19 protein-coding genes are annotated in these 21,392 nt (G+C 40.0%); 10 read left to right on the top strand and 9 right to left on the bottom strand.

Going from position 1 to position 21,392, the window contains the following annotated elements; genetic code table 11:
- Positions 1 to 96 precede the first annotated feature (96 nt).
- Positions 97 to 2,769: an amino acid adenylation domain-containing protein gene (locus tag ACM0OY_RS33805; protein WP_414573137.1), complete on the bottom strand. Its 2,673-nt coding sequence runs from the start codon at positions 2,767 to 2,769 to the stop codon at positions 97 to 99.
- 909 nt (positions 2,770 to 3,678) lie between these two features.
- Complete coding sequence (locus ACM0OY_RS33800; RefSeq protein WP_414573136.1) at positions 3,679 to 4,470, bottom strand: ion transporter; 792 nt, start codon at positions 4,468 to 4,470, stop codon at positions 3,679 to 3,681.
- Between the two features lie 88 nt (positions 4,471 to 4,558).
- On the opposite strand from ACM0OY_RS33800, the gene ACM0OY_RS33795 reads away from it, so the two are divergent.
- Complete coding sequence (locus tag ACM0OY_RS33795) at positions 4,559 to 4,984, top strand: nucleoside deaminase (RefSeq protein WP_414573138.1); 426 nt, start codon at positions 4,559 to 4,561, stop codon at positions 4,982 to 4,984.
- A 132-nt stretch (positions 4,985 to 5,116) separates the two neighbouring features.
- Here the strand turns inward: ACM0OY_RS33795 and ACM0OY_RS33790 are convergent, their stop codons facing one another.
- Positions 5,117 to 5,782 (bottom strand): response regulator, encoded by a 666-nt coding sequence (locus ACM0OY_RS33790; RefSeq protein ID WP_414573135.1) that lies wholly within the window; start codon positions 5,780 to 5,782, stop codon positions 5,117 to 5,119.
- On the bottom strand, positions 5,779 to 7,044 hold the full coding sequence (locus tag ACM0OY_RS33785; protein WP_414573134.1) for a sensor histidine kinase: 1,266 nt from the start codon (positions 7,042 to 7,044) through the stop codon (positions 5,779 to 5,781). The genes ACM0OY_RS33790 and ACM0OY_RS33785 overlap by 4 nt, the downstream gene beginning before the upstream one ends.
- Before the next feature lie 191 nt (positions 7,045 to 7,235).
- Here ACM0OY_RS33785 and ACM0OY_RS33780 point away from each other — a divergent pair, with 191 nt between their 5' ends.
- The 4 genes from ACM0OY_RS33780 (at position 7,236) to ACM0OY_RS33765 (ending at position 9,589) form a co-directional block, all read left to right on the top strand.
- Entirely contained in the window at positions 7,236 to 7,739 is a 504-nt protein-coding gene (locus tag ACM0OY_RS33780; protein WP_414573133.1) for a P pilus assembly/Cpx signaling pathway, periplasmic inhibitor/zinc-resistance associated protein, read from the top strand.
- Between the two features lie 73 nt (positions 7,740 to 7,812).
- Positions 7,813 to 8,334 carry a Coq4 family protein gene (locus tag ACM0OY_RS33775; protein WP_414573132.1) on the top strand — a complete coding sequence of 174 codons (522 nt, stop codon included), beginning with the start codon at positions 7,813 to 7,815 and terminating at the stop codon, positions 8,332 to 8,334.
- Between the two features lie 397 nt (positions 8,335 to 8,731).
- On the top strand, positions 8,732 to 8,974 hold the full coding sequence (gene sipA, locus ACM0OY_RS33770; RefSeq protein ID WP_414573131.1) for a regulatory protein SipA: 243 nt from the start codon (positions 8,732 to 8,734) through the stop codon (positions 8,972 to 8,974).
- A gap of 57 nt (positions 8,975 to 9,031) precedes the next feature.
- A complete protein-coding gene (locus ACM0OY_RS33765; RefSeq protein WP_414573130.1) occupies positions 9,032 to 9,589 on the top strand; it encodes a peroxiredoxin in 558 nt (185 codons plus the stop codon).
- 86 nt (positions 9,590 to 9,675) lie between these two features.
- Here ACM0OY_RS33765 and ACM0OY_RS33760 read toward each other — a convergent pair whose 3' ends face one another.
- The gene (locus ACM0OY_RS33760; RefSeq protein WP_414573129.1) at positions 9,676 to 9,837 is read right to left on the bottom strand and encodes a hypothetical protein; all 162 of its coding nucleotides are present in this window, start codon (positions 9,835 to 9,837) and stop codon (positions 9,676 to 9,678) included.
- Positions 9,838 to 10,252: 415 nt separating this feature from the next.
- The gene (gene modA / locus ACM0OY_RS33755) at positions 10,253 to 11,047 is read right to left on the bottom strand and encodes a molybdate ABC transporter substrate-binding protein (RefSeq protein ID WP_414573128.1); all 795 of its coding nucleotides are present in this window, start codon (positions 11,045 to 11,047) and stop codon (positions 10,253 to 10,255) included.
- A 361-nt stretch (positions 11,048 to 11,408) separates the two neighbouring features.
- On the opposite strand from modA, the gene ACM0OY_RS33750 reads away from it, so the two are divergent.
- Positions 11,409 to 11,870, top strand: a complete 462-nt coding sequence (locus ACM0OY_RS33750) for a DUF3598 family protein (protein ID WP_414573127.1) — start codon at positions 11,409 to 11,411, stop codon at positions 11,868 to 11,870.
- A 155-nt stretch (positions 11,871 to 12,025) separates the two neighbouring features.
- Here the strand turns inward: ACM0OY_RS33750 and ligA are convergent, their stop codons facing one another.
- Positions 12,026 to 14,062 (bottom strand): NAD-dependent DNA ligase LigA, encoded by a 2,037-nt coding sequence (gene ligA, locus ACM0OY_RS33745; protein ID WP_414573126.1) that lies wholly within the window; start codon positions 14,060 to 14,062, stop codon positions 12,026 to 12,028.
- Positions 14,063 to 15,177: 1,115 nt separating this feature from the next.
- On the opposite strand from ligA, the gene ACM0OY_RS33740 reads away from it, so the two are divergent.
- From ACM0OY_RS33740 to ACM0OY_RS33725, 4 genes are all read left to right on the top strand, one after another.
- Entirely contained in the window at positions 15,178 to 15,714 is a 537-nt protein-coding gene (locus ACM0OY_RS33740) for an HNH endonuclease (RefSeq protein WP_414573125.1), read from the top strand.
- Between the two features lie 192 nt (positions 15,715 to 15,906).
- Positions 15,907 to 17,397 (top strand): ABC transporter permease subunit, encoded by a 1,491-nt coding sequence (locus ACM0OY_RS33735; RefSeq protein WP_414573124.1) that lies wholly within the window; start codon positions 15,907 to 15,909, stop codon positions 17,395 to 17,397.
- Positions 17,390 to 18,124: an amino acid ABC transporter ATP-binding protein gene (locus ACM0OY_RS33730; protein ID WP_414573123.1), complete on the top strand. Its 735-nt coding sequence runs from the start codon at positions 17,390 to 17,392 to the stop codon at positions 18,122 to 18,124. Before ACM0OY_RS33735 ends, ACM0OY_RS33730 begins: the two co-directional genes overlap by 8 nt.
- A 189-nt stretch (positions 18,125 to 18,313) precedes the next feature.
- A complete protein-coding gene (locus tag ACM0OY_RS33725) occupies positions 18,314 to 19,348 on the top strand; it encodes a CobW family GTP-binding protein (RefSeq protein ID WP_414573122.1) in 1,035 nt (344 codons plus the stop codon).
- A gap of 254 nt (positions 19,349 to 19,602) precedes the next feature.
- Here ACM0OY_RS33725 and ACM0OY_RS33720 read toward each other — a convergent pair whose 3' ends face one another.
- Complete coding sequence (locus ACM0OY_RS33720) at positions 19,603 to 20,241, bottom strand: ThiF family adenylyltransferase (RefSeq protein WP_414573121.1); 639 nt, start codon at positions 20,239 to 20,241, stop codon at positions 19,603 to 19,605.
- 21 nt (positions 20,242 to 20,262) lie between these two features.
- Entirely contained in the window at positions 20,263 to 21,096 is an 834-nt protein-coding gene (locus ACM0OY_RS33715; RefSeq protein ID WP_414573120.1) for a hypothetical protein, read from the bottom strand.
- Between the last annotated feature and the right edge of the window lie 296 nt (positions 21,097 to 21,392).

The raw sequence follows: 21,392 nt of genomic DNA, 5'->3' as shown, positions 1-21,392 counted from the left end.
TGCCTCCTGCCTCCTGCCTTGTCATAACGACAATTTTCAACACCGACCTACTTAATAAAGTAGTATCTTATCAGATTACGTTTATCTTTTTACTTTTTAAAGCCTCTGAGCCTCATCTAAACAAGCTTTTAATTTTTCCGCCAAAACTTGTACATGGGGTTCTATGAGTATGCTGGTGTGGTCTCCAGGAATTTCATGAACCTCTACCCCCTCCAATGCCAGCCCGCCCCAACCCCCCAGGGGATCTGAGTAACGTCTTGAAGATTTTAATTTGGCTCGAAACAGGGTGAGATGGCTAGGATAAACTTGCAGTAGATAATTTTTGCTGGCGTGGAGGTTAGCTTCTAAAACATTCAGATTGTATAGAGTTTGAGGCGAACGATCCATATCACGTAACTTAAGGAAAAGCTGGTGAATAGGCTTCGGGATTCTTTTGCTAATATGCCACTCTAACCTTTCCCAGATGTAGGTCAGTTGTTCTTGAGGTTTGAGTTGTGCAAGGTTATTTAAATGGCCAGAAACCAAATCAAAAAATCTGGTGGGTAAATTATTCAATCCAGCACTATCCAACAACGATAGCAAAGCCACTTTTTCACCTTGGGCATAGAGTTGCTGAGCCATCTCGAAAACTACTGTGCCCCCAAAGGAAGCCCCACCAAGAAAATAAGGGCCATTGGGTTGAACGGTACGTATTTCTTTGATGTATTGAGCTGCCATATCTTCGATTCTGGTATGTGGGGGAGTTTTTCCATCCAAGCCTTGAGCTTGTAGTCCATAAACTGGTTGGTTTAAACCCAAATGGCGTGCTAAATCACAGTAGGAAAGGATGTTACCACCTACCGCATGGACAAGAAAAAAAGGAGGTTTGGAACCTTTAGGTTGAATTGGCACTAACGAAGACCAAGGCTTCACCCATCCTGGTTGACGTAAGATGTTAGCTAGTTCCTCAATAGTGGAGGCTTGTAGCAGGGTAGCTAAAGGTAGATTTTTGCCCAAAGTCTTCTCAATTTCTGCGAACAAGCGTACCGCAAGTAGGGAATGTCCTCCCATCTCAAAGAAATTGTTTTTGATACTGATGGGTTGGATGCCTAAAACTTTTTGCCAAATCTTTGTCAGTTCGAGTTCTAATTCATCTTGGGGAGCTAGAAAAATATCTTTTGACTGCTGTATGGTTTGGTGAGATGCTCTAAGAGTGCGGCGGTCTACTTTGCCATTGGGAGTTAAAGGTAGATCATCTAACAATACAAAAGAGTTTGGCAGCATGTAATTAGGTAGTTTTTGTTTGAGAAAGTGGCGTACTTCATCAAACATAGGTGTCTGTTCTCGGTGGGGAACAATGTAGGCTACTAGCCGCTGGTCACCTGGGTTATCTTCTGTTGCTATGACTACAGTCTGTTGTATACCAGCGTGTTGTGCGAGAATTGCTTCAATTTCTGCAAGTTCGATGCGGAAGCCCCGCACCTTGACTTGATTGTCAAGGCGACCGAGAAACTCAATGTTGCCATTATCAAGGTAGCGGGCTAAGTCGCCAGTTTTATATAATCGTGCTTCTGGCTCTTTCGTGAAAGGGTCGGGAATAAATTTTTCACTGGTTAAATCGGGACGGTTGAGGTAGCCACGAGCAAGTCCAGCACCGCCAATATGTAGTTCACCTGATTGACCAATAGCCGCAGGTTCTAAATTCTCGTTCAGGATATAAATCTGTGTATTGGCGATCGCGCAACCAATGGGAGCAATGAGATAATTACTAGTGCGATCGCATTTCCAAAAAGTGGCATCAATGGAAGCTTCTGTCGGGCCGTAACAATTATATAGAACGTCGTCTAAGTTCAATTTAGCAAAGAAACGCTGTATGAGTTCCACAGGTAAGGCTTCGCCACCACAAGTAATGTGCCTGAGAGATTGACAATTCTCAATTTCCTTCTCGTCTAGTAATACCCGCAGCATGGAAGGTACTAAGGCCATAACGGTGATTTGCTGTTGGAGAATTAACTCAACAAGATATCTAGTATCCAGATTTCCACCAGGACGAGCCATAATCAATTCCGCTCCCCAACACAACGGCCAGAAAATCTGCCACACTGAAGGGTCAAAGCTCAGAGAAATATTTTGTAAAACTTTGTCTGCTTGAGTCAATCTAAAAGTTGTTTGTCTCCATGTGATTTGATTGCAGATCCCACGATGAGTAATCATTACACCTTTGGAGCGTCCTGTAGAACCGGAAGTGTAGATCGTATATATCAGGTTATCAAGTGTCGTATTACTAACGAGATTTTCTTGGTTGTTTTGGCTAATCACTTGCCAATCTGAATCTAGACAAACAACATGAGTTATATGATTAGGTAAACTACTTACTAATTCTTGTGTGGTGACGATCGCTGATATCTGGCTGTCCTCTAAGATGTAGGCTAAGTGTTCTGATGGATATGCCGGATCTAAAGGTAAGTATGCGCCTCCAGCCTTGAGAATTCCTAATAGTCCTACCACCATTTCTAAAGACCGTTCCAGGTAAATACCGGCAATCTTCTCAGGTTTTATACCTAAAGTACGTAGGTGATGCGCCAGTTGATTTGCTCGTTGGTTTAGCTGCTGATAAGACAGCTGGTTGTTTTCAAATACTACAGCAGTTGCTTGGGGCGATCGCTCTACCTGAATTTCAAACATCTGATGAATACAGAGTTGATTTCCATCGGGTGTTTGGCTAACTGGAATTTTTGTGAGTTCAGTTAATGTATTGATCTGCTCTAAATTATTACTATTGCTACTCATCTTTTATATTTTTAATACCTCACTAAATTGTCTAGAGCGAGCTACATTTACCAAAATTTAGAAGTGGAATTATAGAAATAATCAAAAAATAATGTATAAAATAGCACAGTATATAGATGAGCTACAGATTGTAACTTATAAGCAGCGGATACTATAACTTTTCGGAAACTTCACAATGCACTACTTCATCTTTTGTGCTGAATTTTTATCTAAATATTAAACGCGATCGGGATTATTTAAGTTTATTTTTTTTGTGAAACAAAGGATAAAATACTTTAAATAATCTTCAAAATATCTAATTGAGATGCAATCTTTATTATTTAATTACTAAAAATTCAACTAATCCATTAAATCAAGCTAATATCACTCTAGTCTTACTTCTAGAGACATAAAATCATCAACATCTTCATAGATGTATGTATTAAAATTGACATTGTTATCAATTCAAATTAAAACATCTTTGAACAGGATGCAGGGACATCGCATATCTGAAGCCTTTTGATTCCAACAAGGAATATTTTTGTCGATCTTGTTGAATAAATTAGGACTTACGCACTGAAGCCTGAAACATAGATCCCCCCTAGCTCCCTTTAAAAGGCTACGGTTTACACACAAGTCTTCTAGAGTTGCGCCACAGGCTTTTGATCCCCCCAACCCCCCTTTCCAAGGGGGGCAAAAACCTCTCAAAGTCCTCCTTTTTAAGGAGGATAATGACGGCTCTACGAGGATTTTGGTTTCCTACACAGATGTGTCTACACCGTAGTTAAAAAGGGGGGAACCTCTAAGCCCCCTTTTTAAGGGGGTTGGGGGATCTGAGTGCGTAAGTCCTGTAAATTTACTTTCTGATCAGCAGGTGCTTCCTTCTCTAGACGTTCCGCGTCTCTTCTTTCGGTATTTGCGTGTTCTTGGTCAATTAACCCTGCGATTAGGTAACTTAGTCCCACAGCTTTTACAAAACACAGCATCGACATCGTGGAAAGCCAAACCACAATTGGAACACACTGTTTCTACCTGATTAGCTGTTTTCACAACTTGCTTAATCAAATCTCCCACTTGCCAAGGAATCAAGGCAATTCCTGTAAAAATCATCAGTACTGTTAGCGATCGCCCTAATTCAGAAATGGGGATCACATCGCCAAAGCCTACAGTTGTCATTGTGACAACCGAGAAATAAAATGCATCCAAAAATGTAGCGTATTTTTCAGGATTAACCGGATGCTCGACTTGATAAATTAAGCCTGAGTAAACAAAAACAATTGCAAATAATGTAAATAAGATTCGCGCAAAAATTATCCCATCTTCGGTGCTGATACTGGCGAATAAATATTTTCTATTGATAAATCTAATTAATCGTAAAATCCGAAACCATCGCAGCAGGCGGATAAATCTGATATCAACTATCCCTAAAAATAATGGCAGAATTGCCATTAAATCAATAATCGAATAAAAGCTAAAAATATACTTAATTTTGTTTTCTGCGCTCCAGAGACGGAGTATATATTCTATCAGGAAGATAATGGCGATCGCAGTATCAGCTACGCTCAACTGAAAGCGAACATAATCAGGAAGATTATAAGTTTCTGCTACAAAAATTCCTGATGAAATTAGCACCAAGACCGCAAGGGTTAAATTGATGGCTTGACCCAAAGGTGTTTCCAAGTCTTTTAAGTAAAAATCTGTGGTTTCTTTACTCAATAACATATTCGACCACTAACCAATTTTAATTCCTAGTTATAACATTAGAAACGCGATATGATTAAACATTGTCGTGATGTTATCTCCAGCTTATATGAACTCAGAATATTTTATGCGTTTAGCGTTGGCAGAAGCTAAAAAAGGTGATGCGCCTTACGGTGCAGTGATTGTTAAAGATAACGAAGTCGTCGCCGTAGGTCATAATACCGTCAAAAGAGATAACGATCCATCAGCTCATGCTGAAATTAACGTCATTCGTAGTTTAACAGCTAAACTTAAAAACCCCTCTTTAGAAGGTTATAGCATATATACAACTGGCGAACCTTGTCCGATGTGTGCAACTGCTTGTGTTTGGAGTGGTTTATCAGAAATTGTATATGGTGCTTCAATTCAAGATTTGGTTTTGGTCAATCAATCACAAATTAATATATCTTGTGAAGAAGTGATTGCTCAGTCATTTAGAAACATCAAAGTCAAGAAAGGCATTTTAAAAAATGAATGCTTGCAGTTATTTAAATAATTTATTTGCACAAGAAATTTATTACTAATTAGTAATTATTGGTGTAACAGTGCACCAAAATCTCACATTTGGTAGTTTTTAATTATGGGGTATCAAACTGTTGCTCGTTCCCTCTCCGCTTTTAATAATTATCTAACTTGGGTCATTCAAATAGGATAAATAGGTATTTGCCCAAATTGCAGCTTGAGTGCGATCGCGCAAATTCAACCTGTTTAAAATATTTGTAACATGATTTTTGACTGTCCCCTCAGAAATGTAGAGTTCTTGAGCAATTTCTCGGTTGCTAGCGCCTGTAGCAATTAACCGCAAAACCTCTTTTTCTCTAGGAGTCAGTTCAGTTAAACTAGATGGTACAGGTGCTGACTGAGTTGGTGCAGGTTGAGAAAACTGAGTCAACAGTTTTTTGACTATTCCTGGGCCTAATTGCGTGTATCCTTTATATACAGCGCGAATAGCAACAGCTAATTCTTCTGAGGGTGTATCTTTCAATAAATAACCCATTGCCCCACTTTGCAGCGCTGCTGAAACATATTCATTATCATCAAAAGTGGTGAGTACTAAAATCTTCGTTTTGGGAAAACGTTTTTGAATTTCCCGCGTGGCTGCAACTCCATCCATAATCGGCATTCTGATATCTAACAATACGACATCTGGCTGAAGTTCGGCAACAAAATTAATTGCTTCTTCACCGTTTTCTGCTTCTCCTACTATTTCTAAATCTGGTTCTAATTCTAATAACGCTCTTAATCCTTGACGAATTAAACTTTGGTCATCTACCAGTAATACTTTAATACTCATGTTAACCTCGTTAAGGGAATATGAACTGTAATTTTGCAACCAGAACCAGGAGTAGTATTAATATTAAATTCACCTCCAAATGCTAAAGTGCGATCGCGCATACTATGAAGTCCAAAACCAGTAGTATTTTGATTTATATCAAAACCTCTACCATTATCCTGAATTATCAATCGTAAATTACTTCTGATAGTAGTGAGTTCTATTTTTACCTCTGTTGCAGATGCATATTTAGAAATATTTGTCAAAGATTCTTGAGTAATCCGATAAATAGCAGTATTAATTTCAGGCGGTAAAGAATATTCCAGATTGATTTGATAAATTGGTAGAATACCATTTGAGCGATGAAAATCTTCTGCAAGACCAGCGATCGCACGTTCTAAAGATTGATCTTGTAAAGGATTAGAACGCATAGTTGAAACAGATTGACGGACATCTTTGAGTGCTTTTGAACCTAATTCTTTTGCCGTTGCCAGAAATGTCTCAGCCTTCATTGGATTAGATGGCCACAGTTTTAAAGCAGTTTCTAATTGGAGATTTAAAGCAGTTAGAGAGTGCCCTAATGAATCATGAATTTCACGAGCAATACGGTTTCGTTCTTCCAAAGTAGCTTGATTTTCAATTCGCATGGCATATTGGCGAAGTTTTTCGTTAGCAATAGCGAGTTTTTCGCGACTGTATCGTTCAGATAATACGGCATTCATCATCAACAAGACAAAAACTAAACTCAGACCAAACACCAATGACCAGTTCAAGCTCAGAAATCGAAAACGTTCTTGAGCCTGTGGTGAAGATTGAAAACTGAATAATTGATATTTTAATTGTGTAGTCAGTAAAAATAAAGTAAATGACAGACTTGTAATGAATAAACGCCCAGGTAACTGAAAAATTAGACAGCTGCGAGTCACTAAAATTATGTAAAGAAACGGAAAAAGGCGAGCAAATCTTTCGCCAACAAGTCCAGTCAGTAAAATCAATAAAATTTGAATAGCTGTGTATATTAATTTACTTTTACGATTATTTTTGGGTAACCATAACCCCATTAACGCAAAAATAATCAGACTATAAATTGACAATTCTGGCAATAAATTACAAATTGATAAATCTGGAAATGTACCGCAAATTGATAGCTCTGTATGTCTTGGACGAAATCGCCGTAAAGGAGGTGGAATAACTCCTATTAAAGCAGTGATTGTCAGTAATATCCATTCTAAATAAAGCAGAGATGGAAAAGCATGTTTTTTAATTTGAATTATAGGATTCATGATCAATACCTAATTGCTAACTCTCAACACTTAACTCCTAACTCTTAACTTCTACTATTGTCAGTCACCTTAGTCATAATTGAATCATGACTAAAGTCATAGGCATAACCGTGACTTTCTCCTCATGTAACTATTGAGGATAAATTCTTATGATGGTGGCATCCACACAGGCAAGAACCACGAAATAAGTAATGAAACTCAAAACATTATCATTAATTGCTGGAGCGATCGCTTTAAGTTTAACTACAACTTCCTTCGCTGTCGTAGCTCAAACAGCCTCTCCCTCACCTCTGTTACTTGCACAAACTCCACAAAAATCAAAGGGCCCTTGGGCAGAATTGGGGCTAACCGATGCACAAAAAAGCCAAATTCAGGCAATTCGCCAGGATAGCCGCGCCAAATTTGAAGCAGTTTTGACTCCAGAACAAAAAGCCAAGTTACAAGCAGCTAAGCAAGCGCGTCAAGCTCAGCGCCAAGCAGGTCAACAAGGTCAACGCCAAGCGGGTCAGCGCCGAGGTGGAGGTAAGAACTTTGCAGACTTGAATCTGACCGAAGCACAAAAAACCCAAATGCGACAAATTCGAGAATCAGAGAAACAACAAATTCAAGCAGTTTTAACCACCGAACAGCGGCAAAAACTCGAACAACTCCAGCAAAACTTCAAACAGCGTCGTCAACAACGCAATCCTCAATAACCACCTTTAGTCTTTAAAAAAAGTTAATCAATCTGGGATGGGCAATATCGCCCATCTCATTCCAAGATAGATTATGATGCAACCCTCTGCGGCTTCCCCGGATCTTCCTCCTCGCGTGCAACAAGTATTAGATCTACTTGATCGCTTCACAGAAATACAGAGAAAAAATGTTTCTCCAATTGTCGAAATAGAAAAATTGGTTTCCCTCCCTACTGGCACTTTTGGCAGAAGTTGGGCAAATTTCCTGCACGAACACAACCTCAAACCCTTCACTACAGGTAGCCGTCGCAAACAACTCCATGACGGAGTTCACGTTCTTACAGGTTATGGTACAGACCCCATTGGCGAAGCAGAATTACAGGCATTTTTATTAGGTACAAAATTTACTATAACTAACTTGATGCTGGGGCTGGGATTGTTACGAGTCATCCATAAAAACCTAAATTCTCAACAACAATTTAGCTGGGATCGACTCTGGCAAGCATACCAACGCGGTCTTCACTCCGACTTTGAACCAGATACTTGGCAACCGGAAATACTGTGGCACTTACCCTTGACTAATGTCCAGGCACTTTTTTCCATAGCCAAAAATTAAACAGTTATACAGACTTCTTGCAGAAGACGGGAAAGGGGAAAAAATCGATCTCCTTTCCCTTTCCCTATTTTTAGGGTAGGGAAAGGGAATGGTGAAAGAAGATCTTTCTTCTATAGATAATCGTAGGGGCACAACATGTTCATTGGTGTCAACTTAACGATTGTAGTTAGTCCAGTTGTGCTAACTACTGCAAGTTGCTATAATGACTCACACAACAAGAGTATAAAAATCTCTTGACCCCTAAACCCCGTAGTGGTTTAGCATTGCTAAACCACTACTCCCCACTACCTACTTTAAAGCTAGTTAATTACGGGAAAATCCCCCAAGCAAACATCAAAAACGTTGCTTCCCCCACTCCCCACTCCCTAATTCCTATTTTGAAGCTAGCTTTTTCAATATGTCTAAAGAATTTCCTATTGGTAGTAAAGTCCGTGTTGTAGCGCTACCGCCCTATGTTAAAACTGCTGAACCTATGCCCATGCTCCGCCCCCCTGATGTGATTCACATTGGGGAAGAAGGTATAGTTCTTGACCGTAGACCTGGCGGATATTGGGGTATTCGCTTTGCTAAAGGAGCCTTTCTCCTAGATAGCCAATACATCGAAAGCACAGATATCCCTCCCCAATCTGACTCAGAGTGAGATTAGTAGCAACTAGGAATTGTAAACTTGTGTAAAGTTGTCATTCTGGTTTGCACCATGATTTCCCGCCGCACTTTTTTAAGCATATTATTTGCCAGTTGTATTTCTCTTATTAGCTGGCTGAATTTTATCCCCACTGCCGATGCGCTTGGTGGTAAACTTCCTGCAATTAATCAAGCCGCACCAGAGTTTACTTTGCCAACCAACACAGGTGATGGCAAAATTTCCCTCTCTGACTTTCGCGGTAAGTGGGTAGTCTTGTACTTTTATCCCAAAGACTTCACCTCCGGTTGCACTATAGAAGCTCGTCGTTTCCAGGAAGATTTACCCAAATATCTGGGAAAAAACACCCAAATTCTTGGTGTCAGTGCTGATGACATTGATTCCCACGCCAAGTTTTGTGATTCAGAGGGATTAAAATTTCCCCTGTTAGCTGACACTGATGGTTCAGTGAGTAAAGCTTACGGTTCGTGGCTGAGTTTCTTATCTATGCGCCACAGTTTTATCATCGATCCTCAAGGCACTTTGCGCGAGACTTTTGTCAAAGTTAACCCAACTATTCACAGTTCAGAAGTACTAGCACGACTAGAAAAGTTACAATCCGCAGCTTCTTAAATACAGCAGAGAAGCGTAACCCAACAAATACGCTGGGTTACGCTTAATTATTGTAGAGTCTTTGTCTGTTGAATGTGCTGCTAAATTTAAATCGTCAATATAAAACCGTTGAATCTCAAATCGACAAAATTATCACCTAAAAGCTTTACTTCAATTCCTCCAGTGATTCCCATCATATCTACCTCAGATAGTTTCTGTTCTTTAACTTGGTTGTCAGGTTGCAAGTTAGTAATTTTGATTCTGGACATATTTTCTTCTTGAGATTTTTTGAAATCTTAGGAGAATTTTCGTTTGAGTGGCTAGTAATCTCATCAACCAAAAGTTATAGACATTAGTATTTCCGCACTTTTTAAACAGACATTATTGTAATTAATTATTTTTTGTCACTAACGTTTATAAGTATAAATTTGCTTTTTCATTTACACCCAATTCAGTATTTGTCTGTTGATAATTTCAATAAGATAAAAACTGATGCTGAATATCCTATAACTGTGTAGTTAAACAACACAAACAGAAGAAAGAATCTAGTGGTTCATTTGATTGATTTTAATCGTCATATATGTTTGTAGTAAAGACTTTAGTCCTTAATTTTTTAAGCACTAAAGTGCTGACTACAAACCTATGAAGACATAGACCACTAGAGTTGCTCGAACAAGCTGCTAGCTATTTAGGCACAAGAAACCCATATTCTTTGAGTACATCTTTCGCTTGAGCGCTAGATAAAAACTGGACAAACTCCTTGGCCGCAGAAGGATTTTTACTGCTTTTGAGGACAGCGATCGGATAGACTATCGGTGAGTGAAACTTCTCATCAGCAGCGACTACAACCTTTACCTTGTTGGAGATTTTGGCATCAGTGGCATAAACTAGACCGGCTTCGGCATTGCCAGTTTCTACTGCTGCTAAGACTTGACGCACATTGTTAGCAAACACTAATTTAGGTTTAAGGCGATCGTAAAGTTTTAATTTCTTTAAGACTTGCTCCCCATATTGCCCTGCGGGTACGCTTCTGGGTTCACCGATCGCAATTTTTTTAATTTTGGCATCAGTTAAATTATAGAAGCTACTGACGTCCACAACATCCTGAGCCACTATCAAAACCAGACGGTTATTTGCTAGATTGGCACGGCTACCTGGCAAGAGAAGTCCTTTTGTCTCTAAGGCATCTACTTGTTTTTTAGCTGCCGAAATAAAAATATCTGCTGGCGCACCTTGCTCAATTTGTTGCTGCAAAGCACCAGAAGCCCCAAAATTATAAGTAACATTCACATTTGATTTACTTTGTTGGTACAAAGGCTTAATTTCTTCCAGCGCATCTTTTAAGCTAGCGGCGGCTGACACAAGTATGTTGTTTGACTGGGCAATTACGGGAGAAGGAGTAACTAAAGGTAAACCAATGGCTAGCAATAAGCCAGCAACTGCTATACCCAGGAAGCCAAGAAATTGTCTTCTTTTCATGGAAAAGGCGTTTTAGAGGTTTTTTTCATCAAATTGATGCTAGGTAGAATCCTACCAAAAATACCAAAATTTACCCAACTATATCGGTAAAATATTCTATTGAATCTTCATCTACACACCTCACCGAATCGCCGAAACTCTCTTCAGTAAACGAACTGTCTAGCACCAAAACTTGTGAGAGTGGGAAACCCCCATCGCCCTTGGCGTCTCCCCTTGGGAGAAGACCGCACTGGCTCCCCAACGCACTGCTGAACCTGTTGCCTATTTCCTGTTCTCATAAATACAAAATCTTTTTGTATGAGTGCCGCTCTTTAATGTATAAAGAAAACATAGGTAGACAAGCTTTGTTTGTATTAGTAATATGCCAAAACAATTGACTGATTTTGAGGTTTTCCCCAAACATATTGGCACTTGGTCAGGCTACTGGGTCAGAATGGATGCTAATGCTCAAGAAATAGAACGTTTTGAAGCGGAAATTACACAAAAAATAGTTGACAATCAATGGCTACAAACTAATACTTACCACTATGCCGACGGTAGAATTGTCACTAACAGTTTTATTGGTAAGGTAATTAGTAATGATGAAATTGAAATAGAAGCAGTGGATATTCCCTTATGGGAAAATTTTACCACTATTGCACGTGAACATGGAGATAGCATTATTATTTTTAATATCTGGAATAAAACGACGGGCAAATTGTTTGCAACAGAAATGATTAATCTTATAAATAACGAGAATAAATGTCGCACGAGCCAAAGTTTTACCGAAGAAGGGAAATTGAAAGGCTTAATGTTAATAGTTGAGAAGCGGATTTCTAGTTGAAAATTTGATGAGGAATTATTGACCAAATTTGGCGCTGGATGGATAAAAATATGATTTAATTACAGCCGCCCTCCGATTCCTACTTTGTCAGAACCGGATATGGCTTGGGTGAATGAGATATTGATTGCAACAGCAGGGATTGAGTTAGAGTGGCATCAATTCTCAGTCATCTCCAACAACTGCGCCTCGTTTAGCTGGGTAATTCCTAATGAAATGGCTTTTTCTAACTTAGAACCAGCATCTTCTCCAACTACCAAATAATCTGTTTTTTTACTGACTGAATCAGTGACTTTTCCGCCAGATTTTTGAATCAATGCCTTCGCCTCATCCCGTTTTATGGTTGGCAGTGTACCTGTAATTACAAAAGTTTTTCCGGCAAACTTTTGATTACTGTCATTAACTGTTTCTGTTGATTGTGTGGCAGTAAATTGCAATCCTTCTGTCTGCAAGCGTTGTATTAACGTTTGGTTGGCATCAATCCGAAACCACTGATAAACAGATTGAGCAATTTCAGCACCAATACCGTAAATACCTTCAATATCTGACTGTTTTGCTGTTGCTAATTCTTCTACAGTGGAATATTTCTGAGTCAACAATTGAGCATTCACACTGCCGACATGACGGATGCCTAAACCATACAATACCCTTGACCAAGGTTGGTTTTTTGATTGAGCGATCGCATCTATCAATTTCTCTGCCGACTTTTTCCCCATTCTTTCTAAATCATATAATCTCTCTTGTGTCAACTCATATAAATCGGCAACGGAATGTACCAAACCTTTATCAACGAGTTGGTATACCAACTTTTCCCCCATGCCTTTAATATCTAAGGCATCACGACTTACCCAATGTTCAATGGAACCCTTGAGAATTGCTGCACAAGAAGCATTGACACAGCGAGTCACGGCCTCACCTGATTCTCGCACCACCGATTGACCGCAGACTGGGCAATCAGTAGGCATAACAAAGGGTTCGGTGTCAGCAGGACGAAGTTCTTTGAGTACCCTGACCACTTCTGGGATGATTTCCCCAGCTTTGCGGACAATCACAGTGTCGCCAATGCGGATATCTAATTGAGCAATGCGATCGCTATTATGTAAAGTAGCGCGGGAAACTGTCGTCCCCGCCAATTGTACTGGGCGCATCTGGGCTAACGGCGTTAACGCCCCGGTTCTCCCCACATTCACAGCTATATTTTCCACACGGGTGGGTGCTTCTTCGGCTGGATACTTCAAAGCTACCGCCCAGCGGGGGAATTTTTGCGTAAAGCCTAGTTGTTCCTGAAGTTTAAAAGCATCCAACTTCACTACTACCCCATCAGTCATGTAGGGTAAATTCAGCCGTTCCGTATCCCAATATTCGTAATATTCTGCCACTTCTGCAAGGGAAGCACACAATTTATGGTTGGGGTTGACTCGAAAACCCATTTTTTCTAACAACTCCAACGCTTCCCATTGGGTATTAGCAATGCTGGCGTCATCTCTACCAGGAATATGCAAGGTGTAAGCAAAAAAATCTAATCGCCGCTTAGCGACAATGCGCGAGTCTAGTTGCCTGAGTGTACCAGCTGCGGCATTACGAGGATTAGCAAATAATTGCTCACCTGCTTTTTGCCTTTCCTCGTTAATTTGTTTAAACACTTCCAACGGCAAAAAAGCCTCGCCTCGGACTTCCACCCTTTCTAAAATTTCTAAACCTTCAAAATTCAACCGTAGAGGAATTGAGCGAATTGTCCGCACATTTTGGGTGATATCTTCACCCATCACCCCATCACCCCTGGTTGCACCCCTGACTAAAATCCCATTTTGGTACGTCAGAGCCAATGCAGAACCATCAATTTTCAGTTCAGTGACATATTTCACTGAGTCTAGTTTAGGTACTTGTCGCCGCCACCGTTGTTCCCAGTTTTGTAACTCACTGATATTAAACGCATTTTCCAAACTATACAGCGGAATATTATGGCGCACCGAGGTAAACTGAGTTGCCGGTCTCTCACCCACGCGCTGAGTCGGACTATCTGGTGTGGTTAATTCTGGATATTGAATTTCCAGTTGTTGTAATTCTCGATATAACTGGTCATAGACTGCATCCTCCATAATTGGAGCGTCTAAGACGTAATAAGCATAGCTGGCTTGTTGCAATAACTGGCGCAGTTCTTCTGTGCGCTTTAGTTGAGACTGAATTTGTGTCATGAGATTTTTTGTAAAATATCTACGAATAAAAGTTAAAGACGATAAAACCTGCCATAAGCAGGTTGTGGATGCATAACCTTAGACTGATAGTCGAGTAACTCCGGCTTGAAACAAAAACATCTACTTTTGTGACATACTCCTAGACTGTATGCTTGCATCAGTCTAAAGTTCTCAGCGAATCCAGCTATTGCTTAGGAGGCACTGAGCTTTGTTTTAAGTCCACGAATGCCCTACCGCAGACTATGAATTTCTTACACCTCGACTTCGCTTGGTGTAACCCTGAGCGAACCCTAAGGTTACCTTGTACCCTAGAAGTTTTACTGCCCTGGATGAAATGCACAGCTTTTTGCACTATCGAACAAACTAATCGGTAACTTGTATTAATCAAGATGTGCCTACTTACTTTAATGCTGTGCAACGGAGGCGCTTACCAATAATCGCAATGCTACTGGACAGAGGCTTATCAGACACCAATTCGGGTGAAGTAAACCATTTGCATTGTAACAATAAAACATACAAAGGACTTCTCAGCGCCCAAAATTCATCTTATTATCGTATTCTTCTTCCCCTGCCCAAGAACTGCCCAAGAACTGCCCAAGAACTGATCGCTTAGCGATTGGTTATTTTTTTATTTGGAAGTCCTTTAGGGCAACTAATGGCAAAGAAAGTGTCATAATTGAAGAATATGCTGTTCAAACTTTAGATATTCGGCAAATTATTATCTGCCCTCATACCCCAAAAATATTTACACTAGACAAATAAATACTACAACCTGTATTATAAAATTAGTTTACACTACAAATACTACAAGGTTTCGATGATCGGCAAATTCTCTTCAACCATTGATAGCATGATGCATTGTCAACCGAGCAAGGGTTCAGGCAGAATACTTGGCGCGTGTGCGTTTGAGAGGACGTATTGGTTATTGGTGGCTCAGTCTGCAAGTGAAAGCATCCAAAAAGCGATCGCCCTTTGGCTAAATCCAGATCGAATTATCTACAGCGGGAGGTGCAACTGTCTCATAGCACCCATAACTAGGAAAAAAGTATCAACGACCTGACCCCCGCTCCTGATAACCAGAGGTGGGGGTTATTTTTTTGAGGAGTTTTTTACACATGCAAGTCCAGCAGCAAACTCAGCAACCACACATACTACAAAATTCGGTGGTGGTCTTCTCTAAGAACTACCTACCATTGGCACGCATCAACATCAAACGAGCAATAGTACTGTTAGTTACTGGTCAAGCAGAATCATTGGATTTTGGCAGTACAAAGCAGTGGGAAGTGCGCTCACCCAGTGTTGTACTACAAGTTCCGGAACATATCCGTTTGACAACGGGTAATCCAGAACGACACTGGAAAGTACCTCCTGTGAATCGTCGTGAAGTACTCAAGCGAGACAATCACACTTGCCAATACTGTGGTAGCGGTAAGCGTTTAACCCTTGACCATGTGATTCCTCGTTCCAAAGGTGGACAGCACAGCTGGGATAACGTTGTAACAGCTTGCGAGAAGTGTAACTCAACCAAGAGCGATCGCCTACCTCATGAAGCTTCTATGGTACTTAAAACCAAGCCCAAAGCTCCAATTCACCCTGCCGTCGCATTTGCAGAGCATTTTTGGAGCGTACAACGCTTGAATGAAAACGAGTAATTCAACTCGGCTATGTGCGTAGAGGGGAATATATAGCTATTTTGAGTTATTCCAACACATGTAGAGACGTTGTAATGCAACGTCTCTTATATTTTTTCGTCAAAGTTGTAGAGAAATCGTAATTGTTGAAATCCTGGCAAAATCAGAGTGGATTTATATAATTATCAAATCCATTAAAAATTTTTCAAGTCTGTGAAAAAAACAAAAGTATGGCTATTAATGATACTCCTTGTAGGAATAGTAGTAATCAATATCATCACAGGACATAGCAATTCCCTCAAAGCTGCTGCCTCTTTAGAGAAAGACACGCTAACGATGATTACTTCACCAGATTATCCGCCTTATGAGTTTTATGATACTAAAACAGGTGAAAGTCAAATCGTTGGCTTTGATATAGATATTGCCAAAACCCTTGCTGAAAAACTAGGGTTTAAACTTAAAATCATGGAATCTGATTTTAATGGCTTAATTCCTGCACTCCAAGCAAATCGAGCAGACTTTGTGATGGCGGGGATGACTCCAACTCCAGAACGCCAAAAAAATGTTGATTTTTCGATTATTTATTATGAAGCCAAAGATACGATTGTCGCTGCTAAGGGTAGCAACCTGAACCAGCCGCAAGATTTGTCAGGAAAAAAAGTTGGGGTACAACTAGGAACTATACAGGAGCAAAATATTAAAAAAATTGCCCAAAAAGTTGCGGGTATTCAGCTAAAGCAACTCAATAAGGTGCCGGAAGTAGTTCAAGAAATCAAATCTAGGCGAATTGATGCGGCAATTGTTGAAGATACTGTGGCTAAAGGATTCGCCCAAGCCAACCCAGAGTTAGAATTTAATATTATTCCTTCAGAAGAAGCAAGTGGATCGGCGATCGCATTTCCTAAAAATTCTACTTTAGTCGAACCTTTTAACAAAGTCCTGCAACAAATGAAGGACGATGGCACATTAAATCAACTAGTAAATAAGTGGTTTTCCCAAAACATTATCGCCGATACTACATCCTCAACTCCTGTCAAAAAAGGATTGAACCTCGACTTTACTAGAATATTTCCTGATATTCCCTTTATTCTGCGGGGAATTCCTTTAACTTTGTTGTTTACCCTATTATCTGTAACACTGGGTTTAATCTGGGGAACAATACTCTCTCTATCAAAAATTATCGGCATCAAGCCGCTTACCTGGGTTGCTAATGCTTACACCTCAATCTTCCGAGGCACACCTTTGCTGCTACAACTGGCGTTGGTTTACTATGCGACACCCCAACTTACAGGTTACGATATTTCGGCATTGGAGGCAGGGGTACTAACTTTTACCCTGAATTCGGGGGCCTACATGTCGGAAACCATCAGGGGTGGAATTCAAGCTGTAGATAAAGGGCAAAGTGAAGCGGCGTTATCTATGGGTGTTTCTTATTGGTTGATGATGTGGGATGTGATTTTGCCCCAAGCCTTGAAGAACATTCTGCCAGCATTAGTAAATGAAACTATTGGACTGCTGAAAGATTCTGCTTTGGTGTCAACAATTGGTGTGGTAGAAATATTACGCAGTGCCCAAATCGTCGGTGCAAATAAATATATTTATTTTGAACCCTTGCTATTTGCGGGGTTAATTTATTATGTTTTAGTAATGGGTCTGACCTTCGGCGCATCAACTTTAGAAAGGAGATTACGGCAAAGTGAGTAATGCAGTAATTCGCACGGAATTCTTGTGTAAATCCTTTGGTCAACTCGATGTGCTTAAAGATATTTCTACCCAGATTTATCGGGGGGAAGTGGTTGCTATATTAGGGCCTTCTGGTTCCGGTAAGTCTACCTTTTTACGATGCATGAATTTGCTAGAACAACCCACCAGAGGAAGAGTTTATTTTCAAGAACAAGAAATCACCAATCCTAAAGCAAATATCGCTAAGGTTCGTCAACATTTGGTGATGGTATTTCAACATTTTAATTTGTTTCCCCACATGACAGTGCTGCAAAATGTCATCTATGCGCCCATCAAGGTCAAGAAAATAGAGAAGCAAAAAGCAGAGAAACATGGTTTAGAATTGCTGGCAAAGGTAGGTTTAGAGGCAAAAGCTGATGTCTATCCATCCAAACTATCCGGGGGACAGAAACAGCGGGTAGCGATCGCTCGCGCATTAGCAATGGAACCAGAGATGATTTTGTTTGATGAACCCACTTCTGCTTTAGACCCAGAAATGGTAAAAGATGTGCTGGAAGTGATGAAAGCTTTAGCGTTATCTGGAATGACAATGGCGATCGTTACTCATGAGATGGGTTTTGCGAGGGAAGTCGCCAATCGAATTATGTTTCTCGACCAGGGAACCTTAGCAGAAGATACTGCTCCAAGTGAGTTTTTCGAGAATCCGAAATGCGATCGCGCCAAGCAGTTCTTAGAAAAAATGCTTTAGCCAAAACTGACCTCTGCCATCAGCATAGCTGCCTGCTTCAACTTTTCTCCATCTAGGTTGCACCATCAAACTTTTTTTGCGCTACTATGATAACGATTATCATTATTGTAGAATGTAGTCAGTTGCTTAATCCAGTCTTAAGACAATAACTACTAACATTTTTGCAATTTACCTAAGGTTGAATTGATTATGACTCAACTAACAGCATCAACTTCAAACCCAAGTCTTGATATTCCTAAACAAGGAATGCCTGTTACTATTATCACAGGATTTTTAGGTAGTGGTAAAACTACACTGCTAAATCAAATTCTCAAAAATAAACAAGATTTAAAAGTCGCCGTACTCGTGAATGAGTTTGGTGATATTAACATCGACAGCCAATTGCTAATTTCTGTAGACCAAGACATGGTAGAACTGACCAATGGCTGTATCTGTTGTACTATAAATGATAATTTAGTAGATGCAGTATATCGAGTTTTAGAACGAGAAGACCGCATTGATTATTTAGTTATTGAAACGACTGGTGTTGCCGATCCACTACCAATCATCTTAACTTTTTTAGGTACAGAATTAAGGGATTTAACAAACCTTGACTCTATTCTGACAGTCGTAGATACTGAAGCGTTTAATGAAGAGCATTTCCATAGTGAAGCTGCTTTAAAACAAATTATCTATGGAGATATGATTCTCCTAAATAAAACAGACCTAGTAACTCTAGAAAAACTCAAAGAAGTAGAAAATTTCATCCACAGTCAGAAAAATTGCGCGAAAATTCTACATACCAAACACGGGGAGGTAGCCTTACCATTAATTTTAGGTGTGGGTTTGACTCCAAGAAATGACTATATAATCAATGATACAGAAGATATTCATGAAGATGAACATCACCATCATAACCATGAACATCATGAACATCATAAACATCACTCTCATCATTTAGAAAATGATGGATTTGTTTCGATTTCTTTCCAAACCGATAGACCATTTGATGTCCATAAATTTGAGAACTTTCTTACTGAAGAAATGCCACCCGATGTCTTTCGAGCCAAGGGCATTTTGTGGTTTAATGATAGCGACTTACGCCATATTTTTCAGCTGAGTGGTCCTCGCTACAGTTTACATGCTGATGAATGGCAGACTCCGCCTCAAAATCAAGCAGTTTTTATTGGTAGAAATTTGGATATTAGCCAAATTTACTCACAACTTAACAAATGTTTAGCATAAAAAATAACTGTTAGACAATCACCAAAAAAGTGCTAAGGGATGGTGTGATATGATGTCCGCCAAATCACCCATAATAAACAGTTCGTAGTGAGGACTTTAGTCCTCACTACGAACAAACATTTTTATTCAGTTTGATTAACCGGACATGATATGAGTTAATCAAGGGCATTTAGCAATTTTTTAACCCTTTTTTGGAGTTTTTGTTAAAAAAAGGGTTGAATAGCACATAAGATGTATTTGGCAGCGATCGCCATCTACAAAAACAGAGATTGAACAGTCAAATCCTTCAGGGTAATGGTGAAGTTACGCTGTTCTGCTGTGGCAATGAATGAGACAATTGCTTCACATGCTACAGCAACGGTTAAGATTACTAAGTTTCGTGCCAACGGATAATCACAAACATCATCATTCACCTCAGAAGGCACGCGATAAACATCATTCCAAATCACTTCTGCATAATCAGCTGCTAAGCCACTATGAAGACAAGGAATGCTAAATTTGTCGGCATAATCTTTTACTATTTGACGTGCTACGCTATTATCAAAAACATCGATAATTAATTGGCTAGCTTGGAGTAGTTGATTTACATTTGCTGATGTCAATTCTTTTGTTTTGGCATCAACTTTAGTACCAATTGCTCGATATAAGTTGTTCGCCAAAATTTTCGCTTTAAATGCTCCAACATCAGAACGGTAGTAAGGCTGGGTGGAAAGATTACGCTCATCAATGCGATCGCGATCAATTACCGTAAGTTTCTCAAAACCAGACCGAGCCAAGTTTTCCGCAATGTTAGCTCCTAATGCTCCCGCCCCACAAATGGTTACAGGATAGTTTTTCAACTTTGCCATCACAGCATTGGTGCGGTAAAGCTGTTCGTGAAAAAAGATACTCATAATAATTCGTAATTGATATATTCACCACTCTTGTTGTTCGATGACACCAACTAAAGATTGCAAGTCGAAGTCGCGATCGTATCCACTTAGGCAAATACCAGAACTGATTACAGTCAAGTCAGTTTTGGCGATCGCGCTACTGTGGCGAACACCATCAGCGGTTGTCCAATCGACTGTCCAGTAATCACCGCGATCATGGAACTGCTTTAATTCACCGCCGCCGATTTGCAATGCCTTTCTCAGTCGCTTTTCATCCTGTTGGGGTCGATCAAAGCCTTCAATCCGCCCAGTTGCTAATTCATACACTGTGCGAATTTCCGGCGTTATGCCTTTGAATTGCAATTCTTCAACAGGAATGAGTTGCTTAACGGCAGATTGCAGAGTTTCAACAATAGCCGGATCGGTGCGGCGATCGATTTCCTCAAACCAGCAGGATTGTCCATTCCAACGGGCTATGATTTGATCAAAGATGATACCTTCAGTTACTAGATGGATGGCGATCGGTTTAACTACCTGTAACCGTTGACGCACATCTGCTTCATTTACGGGGTATGCTAACCAAGTTTGTCCCCGCAGTTGGTGTGCTAACCGCAGGCGTATTTGGGGAAAGTGTTGCAGATATTCGGCAATTTGGGGTAAATCTGCTTCTTCCACAACTGTTGCTGTCTTTTCATCCACAGGCTGAAATATGCCCCAACCTTCAAATTTACTAGGCTTTGGTCTGAAGGTGTAGACCATCTTGGCTACTCGTGTATGAACTCGTCCACCCTTGACACAAGGTGCAATAAATTGAGTGTCACATAACTGTGTTTCTGCGTTAGCAATTTGGTTGATTAGCTTAAATATGTTAGTCATAACTAATATTAATTATTTAAAATAACGCTAAAAATGCAACGCTAGAAAGCAAATATACCAGGCGATTAAAAATCGCAGCTACACAAACGAAGTCCGCCTACGCGGACTCTAAGAATTTGAAACCCAGGATCGGTAGCTTTTGCCTGTATAGCCGCGAATTTCATTCGCCAGGGCAAACGTGTTTTTACAAAAGTGAGATGCTCCCGATAAAATCTAACTTTCTGAATTAGGAATTAGGAGTTAAGTAAGTCGGCGGGGAAATTTATAACTATGTAACGAAAAGTTAACCGTAGAGA

The sequence above is a fragment of the Nostoc sp. CCY 9925 genome, assembly GCF_963920935.1.
In the GTDB taxonomy this organism is placed as follows: domain Bacteria; phylum Cyanobacteriota; class Cyanobacteriia; order Cyanobacteriales; family Nostocaceae; genus Nostoc.
Note: the sequence above shows the minus strand (reverse complement) of the source record. Positions and strands in the feature narration are given on the sequence as shown.